General features: G+C 65.2%; 22 protein-coding genes. 12 read left to right on the top strand and 10 right to left on the bottom strand.

The window, feature by feature from the left end:
* The first annotated feature begins 11 nt into the window (after positions 1-11).
* The 3 genes from EH240_RS06915 (at position 12) to EH240_RS06905 (ending at position 1,857) form a co-directional block, all read left to right on the top strand.
* Complete coding sequence (locus EH240_RS06915) at positions 12-659, top strand: hypothetical protein (protein WP_124996674.1); 648 nt, start codon at positions 12-14, stop codon at positions 657-659.
* 211 nt (positions 660-870) lie between these two features.
* Entirely contained in the window at positions 871-1,413 is a 543-nt protein-coding gene (gene hpt / locus EH240_RS06910) for a hypoxanthine phosphoribosyltransferase (protein ID WP_124996673.1), read from the top strand.
* A 72-nt stretch (positions 1,414-1,485) separates the two neighbouring features.
* Complete coding sequence (locus tag EH240_RS06905) at positions 1,486-1,857, top strand: response regulator (RefSeq protein ID WP_124996672.1); 372 nt, start codon at positions 1,486-1,488, stop codon at positions 1,855-1,857.
* A 108-nt stretch (positions 1,858-1,965) separates the two neighbouring features.
* Here the strand turns inward: EH240_RS06905 and EH240_RS06900 are convergent, their stop codons facing one another.
* The gene (locus tag EH240_RS06900; RefSeq protein WP_124996671.1) at positions 1,966-2,916 is read right to left on the bottom strand and encodes a DMT family transporter; all 951 of its coding nucleotides are present in this window, start codon (positions 2,914-2,916) and stop codon (positions 1,966-1,968) included.
* Positions 2,917-3,105: 189 nt separating this feature from the next.
* Here EH240_RS06900 and EH240_RS06895 point away from each other — a divergent pair, with 189 nt between their 5' ends.
* Positions 3,106-3,984, top strand: coding sequence for a LysR family transcriptional regulator (locus tag EH240_RS06895; RefSeq protein WP_124996670.1), 879 nt, complete (start codon positions 3,106-3,108; stop codon positions 3,982-3,984).
* A gap of 101 nt (positions 3,985-4,085) precedes the next feature.
* Here the strand turns inward: EH240_RS06895 and EH240_RS06890 are convergent, their stop codons facing one another.
* Together EH240_RS06890 and EH240_RS06885 are read right to left on the bottom strand one after the other, a co-directional pair.
* Positions 4,086-6,698 carry a TIGR02302 family protein gene (locus tag EH240_RS06890; protein ID WP_124996669.1) on the bottom strand — a complete coding sequence of 871 codons (2,613 nt, stop codon included), beginning with the start codon at positions 6,696-6,698 and terminating at the stop codon, positions 4,086-4,088.
* Between the two features lie 110 nt (positions 6,699-6,808).
* Positions 6,809-7,765: a threonine/serine dehydratase gene (locus EH240_RS06885; RefSeq protein WP_124996668.1), complete on the bottom strand. Its 957-nt coding sequence runs from the start codon at positions 7,763-7,765 to the stop codon at positions 6,809-6,811.
* A 50-nt stretch (positions 7,766-7,815) separates the two neighbouring features.
* Here EH240_RS06885 and EH240_RS06880 point away from each other — a divergent pair, with 50 nt between their 5' ends.
* Entirely contained in the window at positions 7,816-8,118 is a 303-nt protein-coding gene (locus EH240_RS06880) for an ArsR/SmtB family transcription factor (protein ID WP_124996667.1), read from the top strand.
* Positions 8,119-8,125: 7 nt separating this feature from the next.
* Here EH240_RS06880 and lysA read toward each other — a convergent pair whose 3' ends face one another.
* From lysA to argH, 3 genes are all read right to left on the bottom strand, one after another.
* Positions 8,126-9,394 carry a diaminopimelate decarboxylase gene (gene lysA, locus EH240_RS06875; RefSeq protein WP_124996666.1) on the bottom strand — a complete coding sequence of 423 codons (1,269 nt, stop codon included), beginning with the start codon at positions 9,392-9,394 and terminating at the stop codon, positions 8,126-8,128.
* 51 nt (positions 9,395-9,445) lie between these two features.
* A complete protein-coding gene (locus tag EH240_RS06870) occupies positions 9,446-9,652 on the bottom strand; it encodes a lipoprotein (RefSeq protein WP_124996665.1) in 207 nt (68 codons plus the stop codon).
* Positions 9,653-9,725: 73 nt separating this feature from the next.
* Complete coding sequence (gene argH / locus EH240_RS06865; RefSeq protein WP_124996664.1) at positions 9,726-11,126, bottom strand: argininosuccinate lyase; 1,401 nt, start codon at positions 11,124-11,126, stop codon at positions 9,726-9,728.
* A gap of 36 nt (positions 11,127-11,162) precedes the next feature.
* Between argH and tlpA the strand changes: the two genes are divergently transcribed.
* Positions 11,163-11,843, top strand: coding sequence for a thiol:disulfide interchange protein TlpA (gene tlpA / locus EH240_RS06860; protein WP_124996663.1), 681 nt, complete (start codon positions 11,163-11,165; stop codon positions 11,841-11,843).
* A 54-nt stretch (positions 11,844-11,897) separates the two neighbouring features.
* Here the strand turns inward: tlpA and EH240_RS06855 are convergent, their stop codons facing one another.
* Positions 11,898-14,339 carry a sensor domain-containing diguanylate cyclase gene (locus EH240_RS06855; RefSeq protein WP_124996662.1) on the bottom strand — a complete coding sequence of 814 codons (2,442 nt, stop codon included), beginning with the start codon at positions 14,337-14,339 and terminating at the stop codon, positions 11,898-11,900.
* A 130-nt stretch (positions 14,340-14,469) separates the two neighbouring features.
* On the bottom strand, positions 14,470-15,510 hold the full coding sequence (locus EH240_RS06850) for an endonuclease/exonuclease/phosphatase family protein (protein ID WP_124996661.1): 1,041 nt from the start codon (positions 15,508-15,510) through the stop codon (positions 14,470-14,472).
* A gap of 247 nt (positions 15,511-15,757) precedes the next feature.
* Between EH240_RS06850 and EH240_RS06845 the strand changes: the two genes are divergently transcribed.
* The 6 genes from EH240_RS06845 to EH240_RS06825 all read left to right on the top strand — a co-directional run bounded on the left by EH240_RS06845 (position 15,758) and on the right by EH240_RS06825 (position 20,967).
* The gene (locus tag EH240_RS06845) at positions 15,758-17,110 is read left to right on the top strand and encodes an extracellular solute-binding protein (protein WP_124996660.1); all 1,353 of its coding nucleotides are present in this window, start codon (positions 15,758-15,760) and stop codon (positions 17,108-17,110) included.
* 88 nt (positions 17,111-17,198) lie between these two features.
* Positions 17,199-18,083 (top strand): carbohydrate ABC transporter permease, encoded by an 885-nt coding sequence (locus tag EH240_RS06840; RefSeq protein WP_124996659.1) that lies wholly within the window; start codon positions 17,199-17,201, stop codon positions 18,081-18,083.
* Between the two features lie 7 nt (positions 18,084-18,090).
* Complete coding sequence (locus EH240_RS06835; RefSeq protein WP_124996658.1) at positions 18,091-19,005, top strand: ABC transporter permease subunit; 915 nt, start codon at positions 18,091-18,093, stop codon at positions 19,003-19,005.
* 12 nt (positions 19,006-19,017) lie between these two features.
* Positions 19,018-20,118: a sn-glycerol-3-phosphate ABC transporter ATP-binding protein UgpC gene (ugpC, locus tag EH240_RS06830; RefSeq protein WP_124996657.1), complete on the top strand. Its 1,101-nt coding sequence runs from the start codon at positions 19,018-19,020 to the stop codon at positions 20,116-20,118.
* 52 nt (positions 20,119-20,170) lie between these two features.
* Positions 20,171-20,356 carry a metallophosphoesterase family protein gene (locus EH240_RS38775; RefSeq protein ID WP_245435851.1) on the top strand — a complete coding sequence of 62 codons (186 nt, stop codon included), beginning with the start codon at positions 20,171-20,173 and terminating at the stop codon, positions 20,354-20,356.
* A gap of 23 nt (positions 20,357-20,379) precedes the next feature.
* Positions 20,380-20,967 (top strand): metallophosphoesterase, encoded by a 588-nt coding sequence (locus EH240_RS06825; protein ID WP_245435850.1) that lies wholly within the window; start codon positions 20,380-20,382, stop codon positions 20,965-20,967.
* Positions 20,968-20,991: 24 nt separating this feature from the next.
* On the opposite strand, the gene EH240_RS06820 is transcribed toward EH240_RS06825, so the two are convergent.
* A complete protein-coding gene (locus EH240_RS06820) occupies positions 20,992-22,074 on the bottom strand; it encodes an ABC transporter ATP-binding protein (protein WP_124996656.1) in 1,083 nt (360 codons plus the stop codon).
* Complete coding sequence (locus EH240_RS06815) at positions 22,071-23,645, bottom strand: ABC transporter permease (RefSeq protein WP_124996655.1); 1,575 nt, start codon at positions 23,643-23,645, stop codon at positions 22,071-22,073. Before EH240_RS06815 ends, EH240_RS06820 begins: the two co-directional genes overlap by 4 nt.
* Positions 23,646-23,812: the final 167 nt, after the last annotated feature.

Raw genomic sequence — 23,812 nt, 5'->3', positions numbered from 1 at the left:
CTGGGGCCGTAATGGCTGAGGATAGAACCGCGCGCCCTGTTTCCGGCGAAATCATGACCGGCACGCCGGCAAACGCCGCGCCGGAGCGCGTCATGTTCGACGCACCGGCCGACATCGTCGATGCCGACTATGTGGTGCTGCCGCAATTCGCTGCCCGTTCGGAGCCGACCGCGGCGCCGCTGCCGCCGCAAACGCCCTCGACGCCATCCATCGAAGGCATGGGCATGCTGCGCAAACCAGAGGCCGCGCCCGCGCGGCCGGCCTCGCGTGGCGGTCCGGTCTTCTGGGCCGCCGGAGTGGGCGCGGCACTCGTCGCGTTCTGGGTCTCGGGCGGACATGCACTGGTGCGTCAGAGCCCCTTCTGGGCAGCCTCGCAGCCGGCGAGCGCGCTCAGCATCTCCGGCGTGACGTCGCGAATCGATGCCTCGGGAGTTAAGCCCGTCCTGTTCGTCGACGGCGAGGCTGCCAATGACGGCGCAAGGCCGGAGTCGCTGCCGCCGCTCGAGATACGCGTAACCGACGATGCCAGCAACGTCATTCGCTACAGGCTGGGGACATCCAACCGCTCGCTGGCACCCGGCGAAAGATTTGGCTTTTCCAGCCGGCTCGATGTGCCTAGAAACGGCGTGAGGGCCGTGTCGGTGACCTTCGCCGGCTAGGTGTGTTGGTATTCAGGTGAGGCCGGCCTGCAAATAGTGGCTTCCTGCGCTTCCGGTGCTCACGTACTCAAAAGTACGCTCCGCTCCGGTTTTCGGAACCCACCCAGTTTGGTCGCTCCGCGCCCGTCTTCGACTCCGGCTCGGCCTGACCTGAATCTCAACACACCGGTATGTTCGGTGTTGTGGCGAATATTTTTGAGGAAGCAGACGTATGCCAGTCGTGCGCGGCAAGGATATCGAGGTCCTGTTTTCGGCGTCGGCGATCGCCCGCCGCAATCTCGAGCTCGCCAAGGAGATCGCCGGGCGCGACTACCACGACCTGCTTGTGATCTCGATCCTGAAAGGCTCGTTCGTTTTTGCAGCCGATCTCATCCGCGCCATGCATGATGTCGGCCTGTCGCCCGAGGTCGAGTTCATCTTCATCTCCAGCTACGGCGCCGGCACCACCAGCGGCGAGGTCAAGGTGCTGCGCGACATCGACAACGAGGTCGCCGGCCGCGACGTTCTGCTGATCGACGACATCCTCGAATCCGGCAAGACGCTTTCCTTCACCCGCGATCTGATGCTTTCGCGCGGCGCCAAGAGCTGCGCCATCGCCGTGCTGCTCGACAAACGCATGCGGCGCCAGACCACGCTCAACGCCGACTATGTCGGCTTCGACTGCCCCGATTATTTCGTCGTCGGCTATGGCATGGATGTCGCGCATGCATTCCGGGAATTGCCGTTTGTCGGTGTGGTCAAGGGCGACGCTTGACCGTCGAAGGGAACCTGCAGGATCCTTCGAATTTTCAGAAAAAGTCAACGTTTCCGCGCCATGTATGTCGGCATGGCAAAGCTTCTGATCGTCGAGGACGATGAGTCCGTCCGCACCCTCGCCGCCCGCGCGCTGGAGCGCGACGGGCACAGTGTCACCATCGCCGCCGACGGCGCGCAGGGGCTCGCCCTGATCCGCCAGGAGCGCGGCGGCTACGATCTCGTAGTGTCCGACATCCGCATGCCGGAGATGGACGGCATCGAGATGGCTACGGCGGCAGCAAAACAGTTCCCGGCGATGAAGATCATGCTGATGACCGGCTATGCCGATCAGCGCGAGCGCGCCGAGGACCTGAACGGCATCATCCTCGACGTGGTGCAGAAGCCGTTCACGCTTGCCGAGATACGCGCCCGTGTCGGTCGGGCGTTAAGCTGCTTCGCTTGACTGTTTAAAGCATGTCGCGTGAACAAGGATTTGCGCGACCTGCTTTAGGTCTCTGATTTTAAGCATGTCTTTGTCCCGAAACCGCTGCACACTTTCGGGGGACATGCTTTAGACAGCATCGCCCGTCGCTGCAATTGCCGGCGCCGCGCTGCGCCGGCGCTCGCCGTTGAGCGCGACCAGGCCGGCGCCGATGATGAGCGCCGCGCCCAGAACGGTCGTTTCGCGCGGCACCTCGGCGAAGAACAGGAAGCCCCAGAACGGCGACCACAGGATGCCGGTATATTCGAAGGTGGCGACACGGTTGGCGGGTGCCATCCGGTAGGCTTGCGACAATAAGATCATGCCGGCGGAGGCGACGAAGCCGCAGGCGGCCATCTTCAGGAAGTCCGGCATGGTCGGCCATGCCCATGGCCGCACCAGGAAGTCGAGGCTCGGATGGCCCGCGTGGGTGATGCCGGCAAGATGGAATATGGCGGCGACCGCCACGGCGCCGGTGAAGTAGGCACCGTTCTGGTAGAAGGCCATGACGGTGGAGGATTCGGTATCGCCGATCCGGCGCGCCATCAGCTGCGAAAAGCCGTAGAGGAATGCCGAGCCGAGCGACAGCAGCGCCGCCCAGTCGAACAAGCCGGCGCCCGGGCGCAGCATCACGATCACCCCGACCAGGCCGATCAGCACCGTCGTCAGTGTCCGCCAGGAGACGTGCTCACCGAGATAGGGCCCGGCAAGCGCCATGATGAATAGCGGCGCCATGAAATAAAGCGCTATCGCGTCGGCCAGCGACAGGGCGGCGATCGCCAGATAGTAGACGGTGTAGGAGCTGAATTGGATGAAGGCGCGCAGCGTCAGCATACCAAATCGCTTCGACAGCAAGGCCTTCAGGCCGACATCGGCCTGGACGATGACGATCAGGATCGGCAGCGCGACGATGGCGCGGATCGCGATCACTTCCGTCACCGGATAGCCGCCCGAAACCGCCTTCACCAGTGGGTCCTGCAGTGAAAACACGAGCACGCCCAGGCAGAGGCTCACAATGCCAAGCACCATCCGGTTCTGCATGTTCGTTCCGGCGAAAAAGAGCCCGCTACCGTTTCGGGCAGCGGGCACGAGTGAGGACTCTTCGAATTGGTCCGCGGCCGAATCTCGCAGCCGCATATCCAATGGGTGAGATGACTATCCTGCGGCGTTTGACATGTTGCAAACGAATTGGAATGATACCAGCAATCAAAATTTCTTATGGCGACGTCCATGAAGCCCACCCTCGACAGCGACCTCCTGCGCACCTTCGTGGCGGTGGCCGAGACGGGCAATTTCACCAAGGCCGCCGAAAAGGCCGGACGCACCCAGTCAGCCGTTTCCATGCAGATGAAGAAGCTGGAGGACATGGTCGGCGTCAGCCTGTTCGAGCGCGGCTCGCGCGGGGTGGCGCTGACGCGGCGCGGCGGCGAGCTCATCGCCAATGCCCGCCGCATCGTTTCGCTGCTCGACGAGACGGCGGCGTCGCTGGTGGCGCCGCCGCTCGGCGGGTTGGTGCGCATCGGGATACCTGCCGAATACGGCCGTTCGATCCTGTCGCGGGCGCTTGGCGAATTCGCCAAACGCCACCCGCGCGTGGAGGTCACGGTGCGCTACGCCCATTCGGCCTCGCAGGTGAAGGCGCTGACGGCGGGCGAGCTCGATCTGGCCGTCGTGTTCGAATGGGAAGGCTTTTCCGGCGGCGAGGTGCTGATGCACGATCCGACGGTGTGGGTGACGTCGAGGCTGCACCATATGCATGAGGAGCGGCCGGTGCCCATCGCGCTCTACAGCCGCGACGGCTGGTGCCGCGACTTCGCGATCAAGTCGTTGCAGCAGCGCGGCCTCGACTACCGTGTCGCCTACACCAGCGACACCAATGGCGGCCTGACACTGGCGGTCACCTCGGGCCTGGCGATCGCGCCGATCTCGCGCAGCAACATCCCGGCGGATTGCCGTGAGCTGATCGCCGCCGACGGCTTCGGCGACATCGATTCGTCGAACGTGGTGCTGCACCGCAATCCGCTGGCGGCCGGCGAAGCGATCGACGGCATGGAAAACGCGATCCGCGAGGCTTTCATGCTGACCAGGCAGGTCGCGCCCGCAGCATAATACCGGCGTACAGCGATCCTTCGCGCCCTTGTCTGTCCCGCCAGCATCACCAAGGCAGGGTAAGCGCCGTCATACCCGGTCTAAGAGCTCTGGGGGCTGAGCTATTTCAGCTCCAGCAGCCGTTCGAGGTAGCTGCGCTCTATGTCCGGGCTCAGCGCGTTGCCCAGGCGCTTGCGGATCGCTTCGAGGATCTGGCGGGCACGCTGCACATCGATCTCGTCCGGCACCTTGACCGAGTTGCCGTCGTCGGGACCCTTGGTGGCGCGCGGCCGGCCGAGCGGGTCGCGGTCGGCGTCCTGCTGACGCCCACCCTGCTCGCTGCCGCCCTGGTCGCCCTGCATGGCCTGCATCTGCTTCATCATGTCCTTGGCGCCGCGGCGCAGCGCCTCCAGGGCGCGGCCCTGATGGCCGACCGCCTGGTCGCCTTCGCCTTCGCCGAGCGAGTGCTCGGCATCGCCCATGGACTTGCCGGCCTCGCCGAAGCCCTCATTGGGCTGCATGCCCATGCCTTCGAGGCCCTTCCTCAGCTTGTCGAGGTCGCTCTGCAACTGGCCCTGGCCCTGCTGCAGCTGCTTCAAGGCGTCGGCGAATTCCTGCGGCGTCATCTGCGGCCGGGCAAGCGGATCGCGGTCGTCGCCGGGGCCGGGCTTCTGCCCGTCCTCCGACTGGCCCTGCTCGCCATCCTCGCCCAGCTGCTCATCGCGATTTGCACCGCGCTGCCGGTCGCCGCGCTGCATCTGGTCGAGACGGAAGGTGTCGTTCATCATCTCCTGCTGGCGCCGCATGATCTCGCCCAGCTTGTCCATCTGCTGGCGCATCTCGCTGTCCTGCTCGCCGCCCGGCCGCTGGCGGCCGGCCTGCAGGTTGTTCATCATGTCCTGCAGCTCGGACAGGAGCTGTTGCGCCCGGTCGCGGTCGCCTGATTTGGCGAGATTCTCGATCTCGTCCATCATCCGGTTGATGTCGCTCTGGCGCAGCTCCCGGCCGTTCTGCTGCATCTGCGGCGCGTTGGGGTTCTGCTGCGCGCGCTGGGCGAATTCCTGCAGGAACTGGTTCATCGCCTCGCGCAGTTCCTTCATCGCCTTCTCAAGCTCTTCGTCGCTGGCGCCGTTCTTGATGGCGTCCTGCAGCGCCTGCTGCGCCTGGCGCAACCGCCGCTCGGCGGCCGACAGATTGCCTTCCTCGATGCCGAGCGCGATCTCCCACAGATAACCCACCTCGTTGCGCAACTGGTCGTCGGTCTCGGAGAGCTTCAGCCGGCTCCTCGCGCTCATGATCGCGAGATAATGCGACATATTGTCGAAAGTGTCCTCGGGGCGCAGCGTGATCGCGTCCATCAGGTCGAGCACGCGCGGCTTGGCGTTGGTGTCGAGCGCCAACAGCCGGCGCTGCTCGATCACGGCGCGGGCCAGCGGATTGGAGAAGGGACGCTCCGGCATCGCGAGCGTCTTGGTTTCGCTGGTGGCGGTATGGCCGGCATCGTCGGTGGCGGCAAGCTTCAGCTTTATGCTGCTGCCGGCCCAGACATGCTCGGTCAGGTCCTTGGTCGTCTTGGCCGCGTTCGCCTTGCCGCCGCGGCGCGGCAGCGTCAGCGGCATGTCGGGCGGACCGTAGAGCGGGAGCGCATTGGCCGGCGGCGGATCCGACAGCTCGAAGACCGCCTTGGCGGAGGCCGCGCCATAGTCGTCGTCGATCTGGTAGTTGAGCTCGATGGCGCCGTTGACGGCGCGCTTCGGCTCGCCGACGAAACGGATCGCCGGCGGCTTGTCCGGGATGATGGCGAACGCCCAGCGGCCGAGATCGTCCTCACCGGACTTCAGCGTCAGCGTGCCATCGGCGTTCAGCTTGCCGGAGAACTGGCGCACTTTGAGCTGGGCGGCGGCTGGGGGCGCCGGTTGGCCCGCGGCGGGCGTTACGCCCTTCGGCGCGGCCGGCTCGATGGCGCGGTCATTGCCGCTCGTGTCGGCATAGTTCAACGTTTCCTCGCCGGTTCCGCCGGTGACGCGCAGCGAGACGTCGCTGCCCTGCGGGACGCTGAAGGTCTGCGCGGCATGATTGACGTCGGCGGTCAAGAACAGCGGCGGCTTGCCAGTATAGGCGGGTGGCGTCACCCAGGCATCGATGCGTGGCGGCACGGTATCGCGCGCGGCGCTGGCGACGAAGCCGTCGCTGATCCTGCCGCCGAAAGGTCCGAACGAGAAGGCAAAGGCGGTGACGAACAGCAGCCCCACCACGGCCCGCAGGCCCCAGCGGTCGTGATCCGGCACGCGTGTTCGCGGCCTGTCGGCGCCGAGGCTGGAGAGCCGCTCGGCCATGCGCTTCTGGTGCTCGCGCCACAGCGCCTGCGAGAAAAGGCTCTCGGCGCCGCTTGGCCGGTCGGTCTGCACCTGCACCGGGCTGTGCTGCAACTCGTTCGCCGCCTCGATGCGCCGGTCGACCTCGGCGGCGGCGGGAATACGGAAGAAGCGCAGCGGATAGAGCGCCGCCAGCGCCGAGATGGCGAACAGGATCAGGAGACCGATACGCGCCGAATCCGGCAGGCGCTGGAACAGGCCCAGCCACGAGACGCTGAGGAACAGGCCGGCGACGATCGCCAGCGGCAAGAGCAGCGGCCAGCCGCGCTCGAAGTTCATCGAGGCTCGCGTCGCCAGCCGGCTCAAGGCAAGACGCCCGGCCAGACCGCGTTCGCCGCTGGAAATGGGTCGTTCCGTCATCGGCCCTTCCTGCCCGGGCAGGATAGCCCGAGCCTCATGAGCAGAATACCAGCAAACACGGCAAAGGCTAGGCGGTTCCAAAATCGTGAAGAGGTTCGCCCCGATTATGGTCAGAAATTCGCGGGATTTGTGTTGGAACCGCAGACCAGGACGGCTACGCGCTCGCCAGTTGCCGGTGCATAGCGGCCGGAAAGCATCGCGGCAAAGGCAGCGGCCCCGCCGGGCTCGGCGATGATTCGCGTGCGATCCCAGAGCGCCTTCTGCGCCGCCACGATGTCGTCGTCGGCGACCAGGATCGAGCGCTCGACGAAGGCTTCCGCGATCGGGAACATCATTTCGCCGACACGCTTCGGCGCCAGCGAGTCGGCGGCGATGCCCTCGGCCGGCGCATCGACCGGCTTGCCGGCCTCGAAGGCGCGGTAAAGCGTCGGCGCCCCCTCGGGCTCGATGGCGACGATGCGGGTGCGGCCCGCGAACCAGGCTGCGATGCCGCCGATCAGGCCGCCGCCGCCGACGGCGACCAGAAGCGTGTCGAGCTCGGGAAGGTCCGCTTCGATCTCGAGGCCGAGCGTGCCCTGGCCGATGAGCGTCTCTTCCTGGTTGAAGGCATGGATCTGCAAGGCGCCGGTCTTTTCGGCAAAATCCTCGCTGGCGGCCAGCGCATCGGCGTAGCGCGCGCCCCCGACCACCAGCTCGGCGCCGTAGCCGCGGATGCGCTCGAGCTTCGCCGGCGGGCTGACCTTGGGCACGAAGATGGTCGCCTTGTGCCCGAGCTTCATGGCGGCATAGCCGACGGCGGCACCATGGTTGCCGCCGGAAGCGGCGACCACGCCGGCTTCCGGCACCTGCCGCCCGAGCAGGTTGGTGAAAGCGCCGCGCGCCTTGAACGAACCGGAATGCTGCAGGCATTCGAGCTTCAGGTCGACGGGGAAAGACGGCCGACCGAAATCCGCCATGTCGACACGCATCACCGGGGTGTGACGGACATATGGTCGGATGCGCGGTTCTACGGCGGCGATGCGTTCGCGCGTGATCGTCCCTTTGTCCGACGTGCTTGTGTTCAGCATCAATTGCTCCTCGGGATTGACTTCAATTAGTAACTTAGCAAAATGGCTAAATGCAAGAGGTCGACATCTTCAAGGCGATCGCCAACGAGCGCAGGCTGCAGATCCTCGACTGGCTGAAGGATCCGCGCGCGCATTTCCCGCGCCAGGCCGATGGCGATCTGGTCGAGGACGGCGTCTGCGCGCTGCTGATCGCCGAAAAGCTCGGCATCACCCAGGCGACGCTCAGCGAGCATATGCGCGTCTTGACCCAAGCCGGCCTGCTCAGCGCCAAGCGCACCAAGCAATGGATATTCTATCGCCGTGACGAAGACAGGATCGCCGAAGCGAAGACGCTGATCCAGCAGAGGATCTAGCGCTTCGCTACTTCAGCCAATCCGGGATCGAATCGAGCCCGATCAGTTCTTCATAGGTCTGGCGCGGCCGCACGACGTGAAAACGGTCGCCGTCTACCAGCACTTCCGGCACCAGAAGGCGTGTGTTGTAGGTGCCGGCCTGCACCGCGCCGTATGCGCCTGCGGTGGCGACGGCGACGAGCTCGCCGGCCTTCAGCCTGGGCAGATCGCGGTCGAGGCCAAGGAAATCGCCGGTCTCGCAGACAGGCCCGACAATATCGACCTTCATGCGTGGCGTGGCGGCCGGCGGCTGCACCACCGGCTTGATGTCGTGGAAGGCGTCGTAGAGCGTCGGCCGGATCAGGTCGTTCATGGCGGCGTCGACGACGAGGAAGTTCCTGGCGTCGCCTTCCTTCACATAGATCACTTCCGAGACGAGGATGCCGGCATTGCCGACGATCAGGCGGCCGGGCTCGAACATCACCTTCAGGCCGAGCCGGGTGACATGCTTGCGGACGATCTCGGCGTAAGCGTCGGGCAGCGGCGGCGGGCTGTTGTCGACACGGTATGGGATGCCGAGGCCGCCGCCAAGGTCGATATGCTCGATCGCATGGCCATCAGCGCGCAGCACGCCGACCAGTTCGACAAGCAGCGCGAAGGCGTCGTCGAAGGGCTGCAGCTCGGTGATCTGGCTGCCGATATGGGTGTCGATACCGGTCACCTTGATGCCGGGGAGCTTCGCCGCGCGGGCATAGACCTGGCGCGCCCGCTGCCACGGAATGCCGAACTTGTTCTCCGCCTTGCCGGTGGAGATCTTCTTGTGGGTCTTGGCATCGACATCCGGATTGATGCGCAGCGAGACGGGCGCCACCTTGCCGAGCGCGGTCGCGCGCGCCGACAGCAGGTCGAGTTCCGGCTCGGATTCGACGTTGAAGCAGAGGATGCCGGCAGCGAGGGCGAAGTCCATTTCCCGCGCGGTCTTGCCGACGCCCGAAAACAGGATCTTGCCGGCCGGAATGCCTGCAGCCAAGGCGCGGCGCAATTCACCTTCCGACACCACGTCGGCGCCGGCGCCTTGCATGGCAAGCGTCCTCAGCACGGCCTGGTTGGAATTAGCCTTCATGGCGTAGCAGACCAACGCGTCGAGGCCGGCGAAGGCTTGCCTGAAGACACGGAAATGTCTGGTCAGCGTCGCGGTCGAATAGCAATAAAAGGGCGTGCCGACGCTAGCGGCGATATCGGGGATTGCCACATCCTCGGCGTGGAGCACGCCGTCGCGGTAGTCGAAATGGTTCACTGGAAAGGTCCGAAAATTGGAGCACGATGAGATCGGATGATCTCGTCGGCTCTAGAGCAAGGGGTCGAGAATGAACTTCTTGTCCTTGACCGGTTTCTCCGGCTCGGGCGGCAGCGGCTGCTTCGCCTTTTCCGCGTCCTTGCGCGCCTGAACGGCCGCCTCATAGGGCGTATCGAGGCCGCCTCTCCTGCCGCAGGCCGTGACGGCAACCATCGCCGCGAGCAGCGCGAGCGTCACCAAAATCCTGCTTCCGGTCATCGATCCATCCGTCCGAAACTGTTTTTCTTGTGGTGCCGCTTTTAGCCGAGTTTTCGGCGTATTGCATCCGGCATCACGCCTTGGCCAGCCGCTTTTTCCAGTAACGGATCTGCTTCTTCACCTCCGACGGCGCGGTGCCGCCGAAACTCGTGCGGCTCCTCACCGAATTCTGCACGGCGAGCACCGAGAAGATGCCGTCGGTGATGCCCGGATGGATCGAGCGCAGGTCCTCCAGCGAAAGCTTTTCCAGGCCGACCTTCTTCTCCTCGGCAAGAGCCACTGCCCGGCCGGTGACGTGATGGGCCTCGCGGAAGGGGAGGCCGAGATTGCGCACCAGCCAGTCGGCGAGGTCGGTGGCGGTCGCGTGACCCGCGCCGGCGGCCTTCTTCATGGCGGTAGCGTTCACGGTCATGTCGCGCACCATGCCGGCGGTCGCCGCCAGCATCAGGTCGAGCGTCTCGGCGGCGTCGAAGACCGATTCCTTGTCCTCCTGCATGTCCTTGCCATAGGTCAGCGGCATGCCCTTCATCACCGTCAGCAGGCCGACCAGGTGGCCGTTGATGCGGCCGGTCTTGCCGCGCACCAGCTCGGCGGCGTCGGGATTTTTCTTCTGCGGCATGATCGAGGAGCCGGTGGAGAAGCTATCCGACAGGCGGACGAAGCCGAATTGCGGCGTCGACCAGATGATGATCTCCTCGGCCAGCCGCGACAGATGCGTGCCGCAAATCGCGGCGATCGCAAGGAACTCGAGCGCGAAGTCGCGATCGGAAACGCTGTCCAGGGAATTGCGCATCGGCTCGCGGAAGCCGAGCGCCTTCGCCGTCATGTGGCGGTCGATACCGAAGCTGGTGCCGGCGAGCGCCGCGGCGCCCAGCGGGCTTTCGTTCATCCGCTCGATGGCATCGCGAACGCGCGAGAGATCGCGGGAAAACATCTCGACATAGGCCATGCAGTGATGGCCGAAGGTCACCGGCTGCGCGGCCTGCATATGGGTAAAGCCGGGCATCACCGTCGCCGCGTGCTCCTCGGCGCGTTCGAGGAACGCGGCGATGAGGTCCTTCAGCGCCTGGGCGACGCGCTGGCATTCTTCCTTGACCCAGAGCCTCAGATCGACCGCCACCTGGTCGTTGCGCGAGCGGGCGGTGTGCAGGCGCCCCGCAGCCGGGCCGATCAAGTCGGCAAGGCGCGCCTCGACATTCATGTGGATGTCTTCGAGCTTGGTCGAGAATTCGAACCTGCCGGCTTCGATCTCTTTCAGGATCGTGTTTAGGCCGTGAGCGATCTTTTCTTGATCGGCGGCCGAAATAATGCCCGTTTGCGCCAGCATCTCGCTGTGGGCGATCGATCCGCGGATGTCCTGTGCGTAGAGTTTGCGGTCGAAGGAGATCGACGCGTTGATCGCTTCCATGATCGCGGCCGGACCCGAGGCAAAACGTCCGCCCCACATCTGGTTGCTGGCCTTCTTGTCGCTCATCGCTATAACCCGTGCTCCGGAGCAGTTTTTAAGAAAATGGCAGACGGCAATAAATTCTTCCCGGCCCCGCGCCTCATCCTCGCCGCCCTGGTGGCGGGCGTGCTGGCCGGCGCGGTCGCGGTATATGTCAGCGAGAGCGGTTCTGGCAACAACGCCCCGCCTCAGTCCGCGAGTGCCGACGGCAAGGACGAGGTTGCCTGCAAGGTCAAGGCCGAGCGGGCCAAGCAGGTTGCGGCCAAGGCCGTCGGCCAGGTCGCGGCGTTGCAGCCGGCCGATCCGCCGCAGTCTCTGAAGAGCCTCGCCTTCAACGGGCCCGACGGCAAGCCGATGACCATCGCTGATCATGCCGGCAAGACGGTGCTGCTCAATCTATGGGCGACATGGTGCGCGCCCTGCCGCGCCGAGATGCCGGCGCTCGACGCGCTGCAGAAGGAAAAGGGCAGCAACGCCTTCGAGGTGGTCGCGGTCAATGTCGACACCGGCGACGACGCCAAGCCGAGGAAATTCCTCAAGGAGATCGGCGTCGAGACGCTCGGTTACTACCGCGACCCGACGATTGCCCTGTTCAACGAGGTCAAGACGCGCGGCCTGGCGCTGGGCCTGCCGGTGACGATGCTGATCGACGGCGAAGGCTGCTTGATCGCGCATATGAACGGCCCGGCGGAATGGTCGAGCCCTGATGCCAAGCGGCTGGTGGAAGCCGCGCTTGCACCGTGATCCCGAAAGAGGAAAGCCGGGTTTTACGTCGCTGACCTTCGGATCGAGCAACGATCAGATCGAGCGGGATGCGGCGGCCGGCTCCAGAATCAGAATGCTGCCGCCGCGCGATCCAACGCGATCGTTGGCTGCCAGCGCCAGCACGCCGGTCAGCTCGCTGAAGGTTTCGATCGGGCCTGGCCTGCCGAGATAGTATCCCTGGCCGATCTCGCAGTCCTCGGCATCGAGGAAGCGCAATTCGTCCAGCGTCTCGACGCCTTCGGCCAGAACCGGCAGGCCGAGGCCTCGCCCCAGCCCCAGCACGGCGCGCACGATGGCCGCGACCTGGCCGTTCGTGTCGACCGACTTTATGAATGAGCCGTCGATCTTGATCTTGTCGAAGGGGAAGGCGCGCAGATTGGAAAGGGACGAATAGCCGGTTCCAAAGTCGTCCATCGCGACGCGGACACCAAGCGCCTTGACCTGCCGCAGGGTCGCCAGCGCCCGCGGCATATCCTTGATAAGCGCCGTCTCGGTCACTTCAAGCTCCAACCGGCCGGGCGCAAGGCCGGTGCGGAGAAGGATCTCGTGCACCTTGCAGCTGAAATTCGGGTTGTGAAGCTGCACCGCCGAGACGTTGACGGCGATCGTCAGCGGATTCTTCCAGCGCGCGGCTTCCTCGCAAGCCGTCGCCAGCACCCATTCGCCGATCTGGGCGATGGCGCCGCTGTCCTCGGCCACGGGGATGAAAACGGACGGCGGGATATTGCCGCGCTCCGGATGATGCCAGCGGATCAAGGCTTCGAAGCCGATCATCTTGCCGCTGCTGATTTCCTTCTGCGGCTGGTAGACCAGCCGGAACTCGCCGCGCGCCACCGCCTGACGCAAATCATGCTCCATGGCGCGCCGGTCGCGCGTCTCGGCACCCATCGAGGCCTCGAAATAGCGGAAAGTGTCTTTGCCCTCGGCCTTGGCGCGATAGAGCGCGGTGTCGGCGTGGCTGACCAGCGCCGCCTGCTCGTCGGCGTCCAGCGGGTAGAGGGCGATGCCGACGCTGGCCGACACCAGCTCACCGCCGGGCGACAGCTGGCTCTCCTGGCGCAGCGCGGAAAGTACCGCCTCGGCGATGCGGCCGGCAGCCTGCGGTCCGGGAAGGTTAGGGGCGATGATGGCGAACTCGTCGCCGCCGAGGCGGGCGAGCATCTGCCCATGGCGCAGCACGCTCGAAGCGCATTGCGCCACTCTTTGCAGCACGGCGTCGCCCGCGGCATGACCGAAGAGGTCGTTCACTTCCTTGAAACGGTCGAGATCGAGAAGCATCAGCGCAAGCTGCCCGCCCTTGCCGCTGCCGTCCGCCGCGGCGATCTCGGCTTCGAGCCGGCCGGTGAAGCTGCGGCGATTGGCAAGCCCGGTCAGCGGGTCGAAATGCGCGAGGCGAACGATCTCCTGCTCGGCCTTCTTGCGCTCGCGTGTGTCGCGGACGGCGACGACATCGTGAGGCTTGCCGCAATAGTCGATGCTGCGGGCGATCAGCTCGACGGGAATCCGGGTGCCGTCCTGGCTGCGCAGCTCGGTTTCCTGCGCTTGGCCGTTGCCGGCGGCAATGCTCGAGGCAATACGCTCGCCGAAAAGGTCGCCAAGCGTCATCGTGTTCAGCGTGCCGGGCGCGATGCCGCTCAGCGCCGCGATGCTGTCGTTGGCGCTGACGATGCGGCTGCCGTCGCAGACGATGAGCCCTTCCACGGCGGCATTCGCCAGGCCATGCATGCGCTCGGCCTCGACCCGGTGCCGGCGGAAGCGCAGATCGATGCGCAGCGCGGCGGCCGAGAGCACCAGGATGACCAAGCTCCCCGCCGCTGCGGCGAAGGCCTGCGACATCGGCGCTATGGTGAACTGAGAGATTTCTATCGAGGAATCCGGGTAGATCGACACGGCGGCCATGGCGATGAAATGCAAGGTGCAGATCGCCAGCGTCAGCATGACGGCGGCGGCGATCGTCGCCAGGGTCGATGGGCGGCGCAACGCGACGAGCAGCGAAAGCGCGGCAAGCGTGACGCCCGCCACCAGCGAAAGCGCGACGAGCAACTCATTCCAGACGATCCTGCCCTGGACCTCGAACGCCGCCATGCCGGTATAGTGCATCACGGCGATGCCGGCGCCGAGCACGGCGCCGCCGACAAGGTAGTGATCGATGCCGCCGCGCACCGTGGCGATCCACATTCCCGCCGCCGTCAGGATGACGGAAGCCGCCAGCGAAAGCGCCGAGAGCTCCGCGTTATAGGCATTGGGTATTCCCGGCGTGAAGGCGACCATGGCGATGAAATGCGTCGCCCAGATGCCGAATCCGGTGGCCGTGGCCGCAATCAACAGCCATGCATAGCGATACCGACTGGTCGATTGCTCGACATGGCGAAGAAGATTGACCGCCGAAAAAGACGAGATACCGCAAATGAGCGCGGCAAGCGCGACCAGTCTCAGATCATGCTCGTGCACGATGCAATTATAGACGGTCAACATCTTGCTTCACCTGATCTTCCCGCATCAATCAAGTTGAGATTGATTAGGGCTCGACGGCTGAAGAATCGATTAGCGCGCCTGCAACCAAGGCGTGCCTCTCAGTTTGTATTGTCCGGCGGCCGAACCGCCGTCATTCAACGCGAACCGTGACGACGAGCGCGTCGTGATCGGCGCTCGGGCTGCCATCCGGCAACAGCGCCGGCAGGGTGGCCGGCGCTGTTGCCGCAAGGCCGCGGGTGAAGAACCAGTCGATGCGGCCGGTCGGCGTCGGATCGCCGGAGGCGCGCCGCTGGGTCGGCCGGTCGAGCGTGTTGGCATCGCGCCAGCCGTAGCCGCGTTCGGCAAGCAACTGGAACAATGGTTCGTGGCGCTCGACGTTGATCAGCCGGCCCGGTTCGGCGGCGACGCGCGCCAGCCATGCCGCCCGGTCGTCGTGACGTTCTTCGTGGCTGGCGGTCAGCGTGTTGAAGTCGCCGCCAATCAGCACGGGCGCGTCCGCATCGTATTTGTCGATGGCATCGAGGAGATGGCGTGTCTGGTCCGCCCGACCGGCGGGACCAGTGCGGTTTTCGAGATGCACCGAAACGACAGTCACCCGGCGCTCGCCGAGCAGCACCTGGCCGCCGATCGCCATGCGACCGCCGATGCGCGGCTGGCCGCGCTCGGGCCGAAACCAACCGCCGGCGGCATCCAGGCGAATGAGGAATGGACGGTTCAGCGGCACGGCGCTCGTCACGGCATTGCCGTGAAAGCCTTCCTCATTCTCGGCCTCGCCGGTCGCCGTCTGTTCCGTCTCGTTGCCGGTGCCGAGTTCGACGAACTCGACGCCATAGGCAAAGGCATGGCCGAGCCGATCGGTAAGCCGGCTCAACGGATGACCGTTGCCGGAGCGGGCCATGCCTTTGTCCAACTCGGTCAGCAGCACCACGTCCGGCGCCTGGCCGGCGATCGTCGCGGCAATCGCTTCGACATGGCGAAGCCGCTCGACGTTCCAGGCCATCACCGTCAGGCTGTCGCCGGCGCCGTCCCGGGATGCCTTGCCGCCGATCTCGATCTCGCCCAGCGCCGGAATGGCGGCGGCGTGGCGCATATGGGTGGCGCTGTCGCGCGGGCCTTCCCGCATCGCATGGCGTTCGGTAATCGCCACATGGGTCAATTGCGGGACCAGCATGTCACTTGTCCAATTTAGCCGGTTAATCATAGGCTGTCTTTACGCCGCTTTTTAGTGCCCTAGCTTCCTAGGCCGCCGATATGACGTTTTCATGCCGGTGCGACCGCCGAGGGGAGGAGAGAGCGGCCGCCTACAGGACCCACCTACTGAGTTTGGGGCCACAACAGAACTGTCACATACCTTCTCTAAGAGAGCGGGCAAGGACTTGCGCAAAACCTTGTCAACTGCCACTCAAGAGGGAAAAACCATGACGATCATCAAGCGGGGCCTCACTGCCCTTGCCGCCGGCGCGCTCGGCACCGCGCTCGCGGTTCCCGCCTTTGCAGAGCCGGTCAAATTCGATTTCTGGTTCGGCCTGTCGGGCGATCTCGCACGCGTCGTCGACACGCTGTGCAAGAACTTCAACGCCTCGCAGTCCGACTACCAGGTCGTGTGCACCAGCCAGGGCAATTACGACGCCACGCTGCAGAACACGATTGCCGCCTTCCGCGCCGGCAAGCAGCCCACCGTCGTCCAGGTCTATGACGTCGGCACCGCCACCATGATGCTGTCGGGCGCCTACAAGCCTGCCGACAAGCTGATGGAGGAAAATGGCTACAAGATCGACTACAGCGACTATTTCCCCGGCATCGCCCGCTATTACGCGACCTCGAAGGGCGAGATGCTGTCTTTCCCGTTCAACTCGTCGACGGCGCTGATGTACTGGAACAAGGACGCCTTCGCCAAGATCGGCAAGACCGAGGCGCCGAAGACCTGGGAAGACGTCGGCGCCGACCTCAAGGCGCTGAAGGACGCCGGCTATGATTGCCCGATGGCGATCAACATCTCGGCCAATGAAAGCTGGCAGCTGATGGAGCAGTTCTCGGCCATCCACAACCAGCCGATCGCCACCAAGAACAACGGCTATGACGGCCTCGACGCTCGCCTGGAAATGAACAAGACCAAGTTCGTCCAGTACGTCACCGATCTCAAGAAGTGGTATGATGACGGCCTGATCAAGATCAAGTCGAAGGACCTCGGCCAGGACATGGTGCAGGCCTTCGCGACCGGCACCTGCCAGGTCATCATGACCTCGGTCGGCGACCACGGCACGGTCGGCAAGACCAAGAAGGAAGGCATGAGCTGGGATGTCGCCGAGCTGCCGGTCTATGCCGGCACCGAGCGCAAGAACTCGCTGGTCGGCGGCGCTTCGCTGTGGGTGCTCTCCGGCAAGTCGGACGCAGAATACAAGGGCGCGGCCGCTTTCCTCAACTTCATCCACGACCCCAAGACCGCTTTGTTCTGGTCGACCAACACCGGCTACATCCCGGTGACGAAGTCGGGCTTCGAATACATGAAGGCAAACGGCTTCTACGACAAGGCGCCCTACAAGGGCCGTGAAGTGGCGATCGAAAGCCTGACCGCCTCGGAGCCGACCGAGATCACCCGCGGCATCCGCCTCGGCAACTTCACCCAAATCCGCGCCGAGTTCGGCACGCAGATGCAGGCGATCTTCGCCAACAAGGAAAGCGTGCAGGACGGCGTGGACGCGCTGGTCAAGAACGGTGACGCGATCCTCGATCGCTTCCAGCAGACCTACCCGAACAAGACGCTGCCCTGAGCGGTAGACATTTCAAGGCCGTCCGCCGATAAACTGGCGGGCGGCCGCTTCTTATCAGGGCTAGCCGTTCGGCGGCTTCGGCGGATCGATGGAAAAACGCGTCACTTTCGGCAGATGGACGATCGGCATCCTGTTCGCGGTGCCGCAGCTGATCCTGATCTTCACCTTCTTCTACTGGCCGGCCGGACAGGCCGTCTACTGGTCGCTGACGCTGCAGCAGCCTTGGGGCGGCGGCAATATCTGGGTCGGCCTCGAGAATTTCCGGTCGATCCTCGCCAATGCCGACTATTGGAACTCGATCACCACCAGCCTTGTCTTTGCCGGGATCAGCACCGGTCTTGCCATGACCATCGCGCTGGTGCTCGCCACGCTGACAGACCGCCAGCTTGCCGGCTCGCGGCTCTACCGCGTCGTGCTGATCTGGCCCTACGGCATCGCGGCACCTGCGCTGGCGCTGGCGTTCCGTTTCATCCTGGCGCCTGAAGCCGGCTTCATGGCTTTCGCCAATCAGTTCTGGCCGGGCTTCTGGGACCCCGGCCTCGACGGCGCCGATGCGATGGCCTCCATCATCCTCGCTTTCTCCTGGAAATATGTCGGCTATAATTTCATCTTCTTCCTCGCTGCCCTGCAGGCGATCCCGCGCTCGCTGATTGAGGCGGCGGCGATGGACGGGTCCGGCGTCGTCCGCCGCTTCCGGGACATCCAGTTTCCGCTGATCACGCCGACGATCTTCTTCCTCTTGGTCATCAACATAACCGAGAGCTTCCAGGACTCTTTTGGCATCGTCGACATCATGACCGCCGGCGGCCCGGCCAACGCCACCAATCTGATGGTCTACAAGATCTATTCCGACGGGTTCAGAGGCCTCGACTATTCGGGCGCGGCCGCGCAGAGCATCATCCTGATGCTGCTCATCGTCGCCCTCACCATCGTCCAGTTCCGCTTCATCGAGCGGCGCGTGCATTACCGGTGAGGCCGCCATGGTCGAGCGCACCCCGATCCTCAACTTCTTCACGCATCTCATACTGTTCGCCGGCTTCGTTTTCTGCATTGCGCCGTTCGTGATCGTGGCGATCGCCGCCTCGCACAATCTGAAGGACGTCAACGACGTGCCGATGTCGCTGCTGCCGGGCAGCGACTTCTTCGTCAACATCAAGACGGCCTGGACGACGGCCGACCTCGGCCCTAAGCTCTTCAACAGCTTCGTCATGGCGGCTGGCGTCGCCGCCGGCAAAGTCATCATCTCGGCGCTCACAGCCTTTTCGATCGTCTATTTCCGCTATCCCGGGCGGATGCTGATCTTCTGGCTGATCTTCGTCACGCTGATGCTGCCGCTCGAAGTGCGCATCGTGCCGACCTATGCGGTGGTCGCCAATGTCCTGTCGCCTTATCAGGCAATCATGGACGTGACCGGGATCAGCTGGCTGATCGAGAAGATCTTCGGCGTTCAGGTCCAACTCAGCCTGGGGCTGCTCAACTCCTATACCGGCCTGATCATGCCGCTGATCGCCACCGCCACCGGCACCTTCCTCTACCGCCAGTTCTTCCTGACGGTGCCGGATGAACTGACGGAAGCCGCGCGCATGGACGGCGCCGGTGCGCTGCGCTTCTTCATCGACATCCTCTTGCCGCTGTCGCGCAACAACATGGCGGCGCTCGGCACCATCATGTTCCTGTGGGCCTGGAACCAGTATCTGTGGCCGCTGCTCATCACCACCGATCAGTCTCATGCGACGGCGGTGACCGAGCTGAAGCAGCTCATTCCCAATGTCGGCGGCGCGCCGGAATGGCATATCGCCATGGCAGGCACGCTGATCGTCATGCTGCCGCCGCTGATCGTCGTGGTGCTGATGCAGCGCTGGTTCGTGCGCGGCCTGATCGCCACCGAAAAATAGGGAGACGATAAAATGGCCTCCATCGCCATCCGGGACGTCCGGAAGAGCTACGCCAAGATGCAGGTCGTGCACGGCGTCGATCTCGACATCGCATCCGGCGAGTTCGTCGTCATCCTAGGGCCGTCCGGCTGCGGCAAGTCCACGCTGCTTCGCATGATCGCGGGGCTGGAAGAAATCTCCGACGGTACGATCGCCATCGACGGCGCGGTGGTCAACAAGCTCGAGCCGCGCAAGCGCGGCTGCGCCATGGTGTTCCAGAACTACGCGCTCTATCCGCATATGAGCGTGGCCCAGAACATCGGCTATTCGCTGAAGGTGGCCGGCGTTCCCGCCGCCGAACGCACCCAGCGCATCCAGGCGGTCGCCCGCATCCTGGAACTCGAGCATCTGCTCGACCGCAAGCCGATGGCGCTTTCCGGCGGCCAGCGCCAGCGCGTCGCAATGGGCCGCGCCATGATCCGCGAGCCCAAGGTCTTCCTCTTCGACGAGCCGCTCTCCAACCTCGACGCCAAGCTGCGCGTGCAGATGCGCTCCGAAATCCGCAAGCTGCACAGGCGGCTCAACGCCACCTCCGTCTTCGTCACCCATGACCAGGTCGAGGCGATGACGCTGGCCGATCGGCTGGTGGTGATGAATGGCGGACGCGTCGAGCAGGTCGGCACGCCGGCGCAGGTCTACAGCCGGCCGGCGAGCCGCTTCGTGGCGACCTTCGTCGGCGCCCCGGCCATGAACGTGCTCGAAGGCGAAGTCACGCTTGAAGGGCTGTCGCTGCTCGGTGGCGGCCGCAAGCTCAATGTCTCACGCGCGGGCCTCTCCGTGGGCTCGAAGGTCGCGGTGGGTATCCGGCCTGAGGCCGTGGGCATGGTGGCGCCGGGAACGCCCGGCGCGCTCGCAGCGACGGTGGATCTGGTGGAAGAGCTTGGCGCCGGCCGGGTTGTCTATGTCGATCTCGACGGCGCGCCGTTCTCGGTGGTGACCTCCGAGACCGTCCATCCCGAGCCCGGCAGCGCGATAGGCCTGCAATTCTCCGAGACAGACCTGCATTTCTTCTCGTCGGAGACGGGAAGCCGGCTCGACGTGTTCAAGGCTTCGGTGCCGGAGCCCGCGCTATAGTCGCCTTCGGTTGGCTAGGGCTGGCTTTGCAAGATCGATAGAGGTTCACGGAATGAAAGTCATCCAGGTTACCGACGTCCATCTCGGTCGTCGGGGCGAGGTCCGCTTTGGCGTGGACCTGCATGAGCGGCTCGACCGCTGTATCGACCATATCAACGCCCGCCATGGCGATGCCGCGCTTTGCATCTTCACCGGCGACCTGACCGAGTCCGGCGAACGCAAAGCTATGCCGATCTGAAAACGGCGCTCGGCCGGCTTTCCGTGCCTTGCCGGCTGCTGCCCGGAAACCACGACCGCCGCGCTAACCTCATCGCTGCCTTCCCGAAAAACGGAACCGACGGCAACGGCTTCGTGCAATCGGTCTTCGATACACCCGAGGGCCGGCTGGTCTTCCTCGACAGCTTGGCCGAAGGCCGCGTCACCGGAGAACTGTGCGACGACCGGCTTGCCTGGCTGGATGCCAGGCTCGCCGAGGTGGCGGGTAAGGCCGCCTATCTCTTCCTGCACCACCCGCCGGTCGAGCTCGGTCTCACCCTGCTCGACCCGCTCGGGCTCGAGGAGCCGCAACGGCTCGTCGACGTGCTGACGAGGCACGGCAATGTCCGTTACATCTTCTTCGGCCATGTCCATCGCGACATCGCCGGCACTGTCGCCGGCATCCCGTTCTCGGCGCAGCGCGGCCTGCACGCCCGTTTCATGCTCGACCTGGTCGGCGAAGAGGTGGTCGAGCAGGCGCCGCCGGCCTATTCGATCATCCTGATCGATGGGCAGCGCGTCGTCGTGCACAGCCACGATTTCCTGGAGAGTTGGCCGCTCTGGTCGCCGGAGACAGGCGAGCGGGTGCGATAGGAGGAAGCGCGCCGACCCGCCGTTTCAGACAAACACGTGCGCCTTGCCGGAGACGGTGAGGCGCACGATCTCGCCGACCGAGGGCGCGTCCATGCCGGTCCTGCGCAGGATGAGCGGTGTGTTGCCGATCGCGGCGGCATCCGGCGGGTCGGGGCTGTTGAGCAGCCGCACCGCGATGGTGCAGACCGAGCCGGCGAATTCGGAGTCCGTCACCTCGCCGAACAGCATGTCCGGCGTTCCCGACATGCCCTCGCGCGAGGTCCGCTTGAGCAGCACCTGCTCGGGCCTGAGCATGATGCGGGCGACGTCGCGCCGCTCGGCGGTGTCGACGGCGATGCGGCCGAGCGGCGATATGGCAAAGCCGTCGGCGATCTTGGCCGGCACAATGATGGCGTCGCCGAGGAACTCGGCAACCATCCTGTCCTTGGGCTGGAAATAGAGCTCGCGCGGTGTGCCGACCTGCGAGAACAGGCCGTCGCGCATGACGGCCACCTGGCTGGCGAAGGACAGCGCCTCGGCCTGGTCGTGGGTGACCAGGATGGTGGTGATCCCGGCGTCCTCCAGAAGCTCGGCCACCGCCTTGCGCATCGAGGCACGAAGTCCGGTGTCCAGCGCAGAGAACGGCTCGTCGAGCAGCATCAGCCGGGGTTTCATCGCCATGGCGCGGGCAAGCGCCACGCGCTGCTGCTGGCCGCCGGAAAGCTCGTGCGGACGGCGCTTCAGGATCGCCTTGTCCAGCCCGACGATATAGGCGAGCTCGACAATGTGCTCGGCGCGCTTCTCGGCGTTTCGGGGCATGCCGAAACCGATATTGTCGGCGATGGTGAGATGGGGGAACAGGGCGCCGTCCTGCGCCACCAAGCCGATGCCGCGGCGATGCGCCGGCACGGCCGCGCCGCCATTGGCGAGCACCTTGCCGTCGAGCGCGATGCGGCCACGGTCAGGCGCCTCGAAGCCGGCGATCAGCCGGAGCAGGGTTGTCTTGCCGCAGCCGGAGGGCCCGACGATCGCGGTGCGGCTGCCGCTTTCGACGGTGAGGTCGACGCCGGCGAGTGCTGCCACCGGGCCATAATATTTCGCCACGCCGCTGAGTTCGAGGAAGCTCATCGGCCGGCCATCCGCTTCGACTGGACGTAGAGCACCCAGGTCATCGGCAGCGACATCGCAACCATGATCAAGGCGTAAGGGGCGGCCGAGGCATAGTCGATCTCGCCGCTGTAGGACCAGAAAGCCATCGCCAGCGTCCGGGTGCCGTTCGGCGCCAGCATCTGCGTGGCGGTCAGTTCATTGGTGATGCCGAGCGCCACCATCGCCATGCCGGCCGCCGCACCCGGCGCCGACAACCGGATCGTCGTCGACCATAGCGCCCTGAGCGGCGGGCGGCCGAGGCTCGAGGCGGCGCGCTCGAGCTCCACCGGCGCCTGCGCGATCGAGGCGCGCAGGCTGACCAGCGCGCGCGGCAGGAACATCAGCGAATAGCCGAAGAGGATGGTGAAGAGCGTCTGATAGAGCGGCAAGGCGACGCGCACGGTGATGGTGACCAGCGCCAGCGCGACGACGACACCAGGCAACGAGCCGACGATGTAGTTGCAGCTCTCCAGCAGGCGCTGCAAGGGGCTCGGCGCGCGGATCGAGATCCAGGCCATCGGCATCGCGGCGATCGTGGCAAGCAGCGCGCCGGCGATGGCAAGCAACAGCGTCTGGCCGAGCGCCAGGCCGATCTCGTCCCAACGCCAGACGTCCGCGCCGCCGGCGAGCAGCCAGCGGCCGACGGTGACGAAGGGCACGCCGAGCGCAAGCAGCGCGGTGCCGGCAGGCAGCAGCAGGCAAGGCAACGTGGCGCGACCCAGCCCGGCGCGCTGCTGCTGGCGCGCGGCGCCGGAGCCGACGCGCGCATAACGCTCCTCGCCGCGCACGATCACCTCCACGGCAAGCAGCACGAAGCAGCAGGAGACCAGCACGGCGGCAAGCATGTTGGCCGCCGGGCCGTTGAAGGTCGACTGGAACTGGTCGACGATCGCCGTGGTGAAGGTGTCGAAGCGGATGAAGACATAAAGCCCATATTCGGCAAGCAGGTGCAGGCCGATCAGCAGCGAGCCGCCGCAGATGGCCAGCCTCAACTGCGGCAGCACGACACGCGCGAAGACGCGCCATGGGCCGAGGCCAAGGGCGGCCGCGGCATCCTCAAGCGCCGGATCGAGCCGGCGCAGCGCCGCCGCGATCGGCAGATAGAGGAACGGAAAATAGGCAATGACGGAGACCAGCACCCCCGCCCACAGCCCGTGCAGACCCGGCACCAGGCTGATCCAGGCGTAGCTGTGGACGAAGGCCGGGATGGCGAGCGGCGCGACCGACAGCCACGACCACCAGCGATTGCCCGGCAAGTCGCTGCGCTCGGTCAGCCAGGCGAGCGCCACCGACAGCACGATGGCGATCGGCACAGTCACGACGACGAGCAGGATGGTGTTGGCCAGAAGCTCGCCGACGCGAGCGCGAAAGATCAGCGCCAGCACGGTCTCCCAGCCGGACTGGATCGCGGTCCAGACGATGAAGGCGAGCGGCAGCAGCGCGATCAGCGAGACGAGGACGGCGGCAAGCGTGATCCACGACGTGGACCGACGGCTCTGCCCTGCGGCACCCGGCAAGCCTGAAGGCGTGAGGTCGATCGCGGATGCCATCAGAAGGAATGCATCGCCAGGCTCGAAGGACGAAGGCGATCCGATGCACCGCGAACGCGGCCGGAAAGGCAGCTGATCGTCATCGACGAGGCCATCTCCAAAACAAAAACGCTCCCGCGGAAAGCGAATTCCCGCAGGAGCACGGTCGGTTGTCCTTTTAGGACGAA

Origin of the sequence: Mesorhizobium tamadayense (assembly GCF_003863365.1) — a bacterium.
GTDB classification, from domain to species: domain Bacteria; phylum Pseudomonadota; class Alphaproteobacteria; order Rhizobiales; family Rhizobiaceae; genus Mesorhizobium; species Mesorhizobium tamadayense.
This window is presented reverse-complemented; position numbering and strand designations above follow the sequence as displayed.

Bases quoted from the DNA above. Each gene is read 5' to 3' on its own strand.
- EH240_RS06915 (WP_124996674.1), top strand. From the start codon at position 12: ATGGCTGAGGATAGAACCGCGCGCCCTGTTTCCGGCGAAATCATGACC.
- hpt (WP_124996673.1), top strand. From the start codon at position 871: ATGCCAGTCGTGCGCGGCAAGGATATCGAGGTCCTGTTTTCGGCGTCG.
- EH240_RS06905 (WP_124996672.1), top strand. From the start codon at position 1,486: ATGGCAAAGCTTCTGATCGTCGAGGACGATGAGTCCGTCCGCACCCTC.
- EH240_RS06900 (WP_124996671.1), bottom strand. From the start codon at position 2,916: ATGCAGAACCGGATGGTGCTTGGCATTGTGAGCCTCTGCCTGGGCGTG.
- EH240_RS06895 (WP_124996670.1), top strand. From the start codon at position 3,106: ATGAAGCCCACCCTCGACAGCGACCTCCTGCGCACCTTCGTGGCGGTG.
- EH240_RS06890 (WP_124996669.1), bottom strand. From the start codon at position 6,698: ATGACGGAACGACCCATTTCCAGCGGCGAACGCGGTCTGGCCGGGCGT.
- EH240_RS06885 (WP_124996668.1), bottom strand. From the start codon at position 7,765: ATGCTGAACACAAGCACGTCGGACAAAGGGACGATCACGCGCGAACGC.
- EH240_RS06880 (WP_124996667.1), top strand. From the start codon at position 7,816: ATGCAAGAGGTCGACATCTTCAAGGCGATCGCCAACGAGCGCAGGCTG.
- EH240_RS06870 (WP_124996665.1), bottom strand. From the start codon at position 9,652: ATGACCGGAAGCAGGATTTTGGTGACGCTCGCGCTGCTCGCGGCGATG.
- argH (WP_124996664.1), bottom strand. From the start codon at position 11,126: ATGAGCGACAAGAAGGCCAGCAACCAGATGTGGGGCGGACGTTTTGCC.
- tlpA (WP_124996663.1), top strand. From the start codon at position 11,163: ATGGCAGACGGCAATAAATTCTTCCCGGCCCCGCGCCTCATCCTCGCC.
- EH240_RS06855 (WP_124996662.1), bottom strand. From the start codon at position 14,339: ATGTTGACCGTCTATAATTGCATCGTGCACGAGCATGATCTGAGACTG.
- EH240_RS06850 (WP_124996661.1), bottom strand. From the start codon at position 15,510: ATGCTGGTCCCGCAATTGACCCATGTGGCGATTACCGAACGCCATGCG.
- EH240_RS06845 (WP_124996660.1), top strand. From the start codon at position 15,758: ATGACGATCATCAAGCGGGGCCTCACTGCCCTTGCCGCCGGCGCGCTC.
- EH240_RS06840 (WP_124996659.1), top strand. From the start codon at position 17,199: ATGGAAAAACGCGTCACTTTCGGCAGATGGACGATCGGCATCCTGTTC.
- EH240_RS06835 (WP_124996658.1), top strand. From the start codon at position 18,091: ATGGTCGAGCGCACCCCGATCCTCAACTTCTTCACGCATCTCATACTG.
- ugpC (WP_124996657.1), top strand. From the start codon at position 19,018: ATGGCCTCCATCGCCATCCGGGACGTCCGGAAGAGCTACGCCAAGATG.
- EH240_RS38775 (WP_245435851.1), top strand. From the start codon at position 20,171: ATGAAAGTCATCCAGGTTACCGACGTCCATCTCGGTCGTCGGGGCGAG.
- EH240_RS06820 (WP_124996656.1), bottom strand. From the start codon at position 22,074: ATGAGCTTCCTCGAACTCAGCGGCGTGGCGAAATATTATGGCCCGGTG.
- EH240_RS06815 (WP_124996655.1), bottom strand. From the start codon at position 23,645: ATGGCATCCGCGATCGACCTCACGCCTTCAGGCTTGCCGGGTGCCGCA.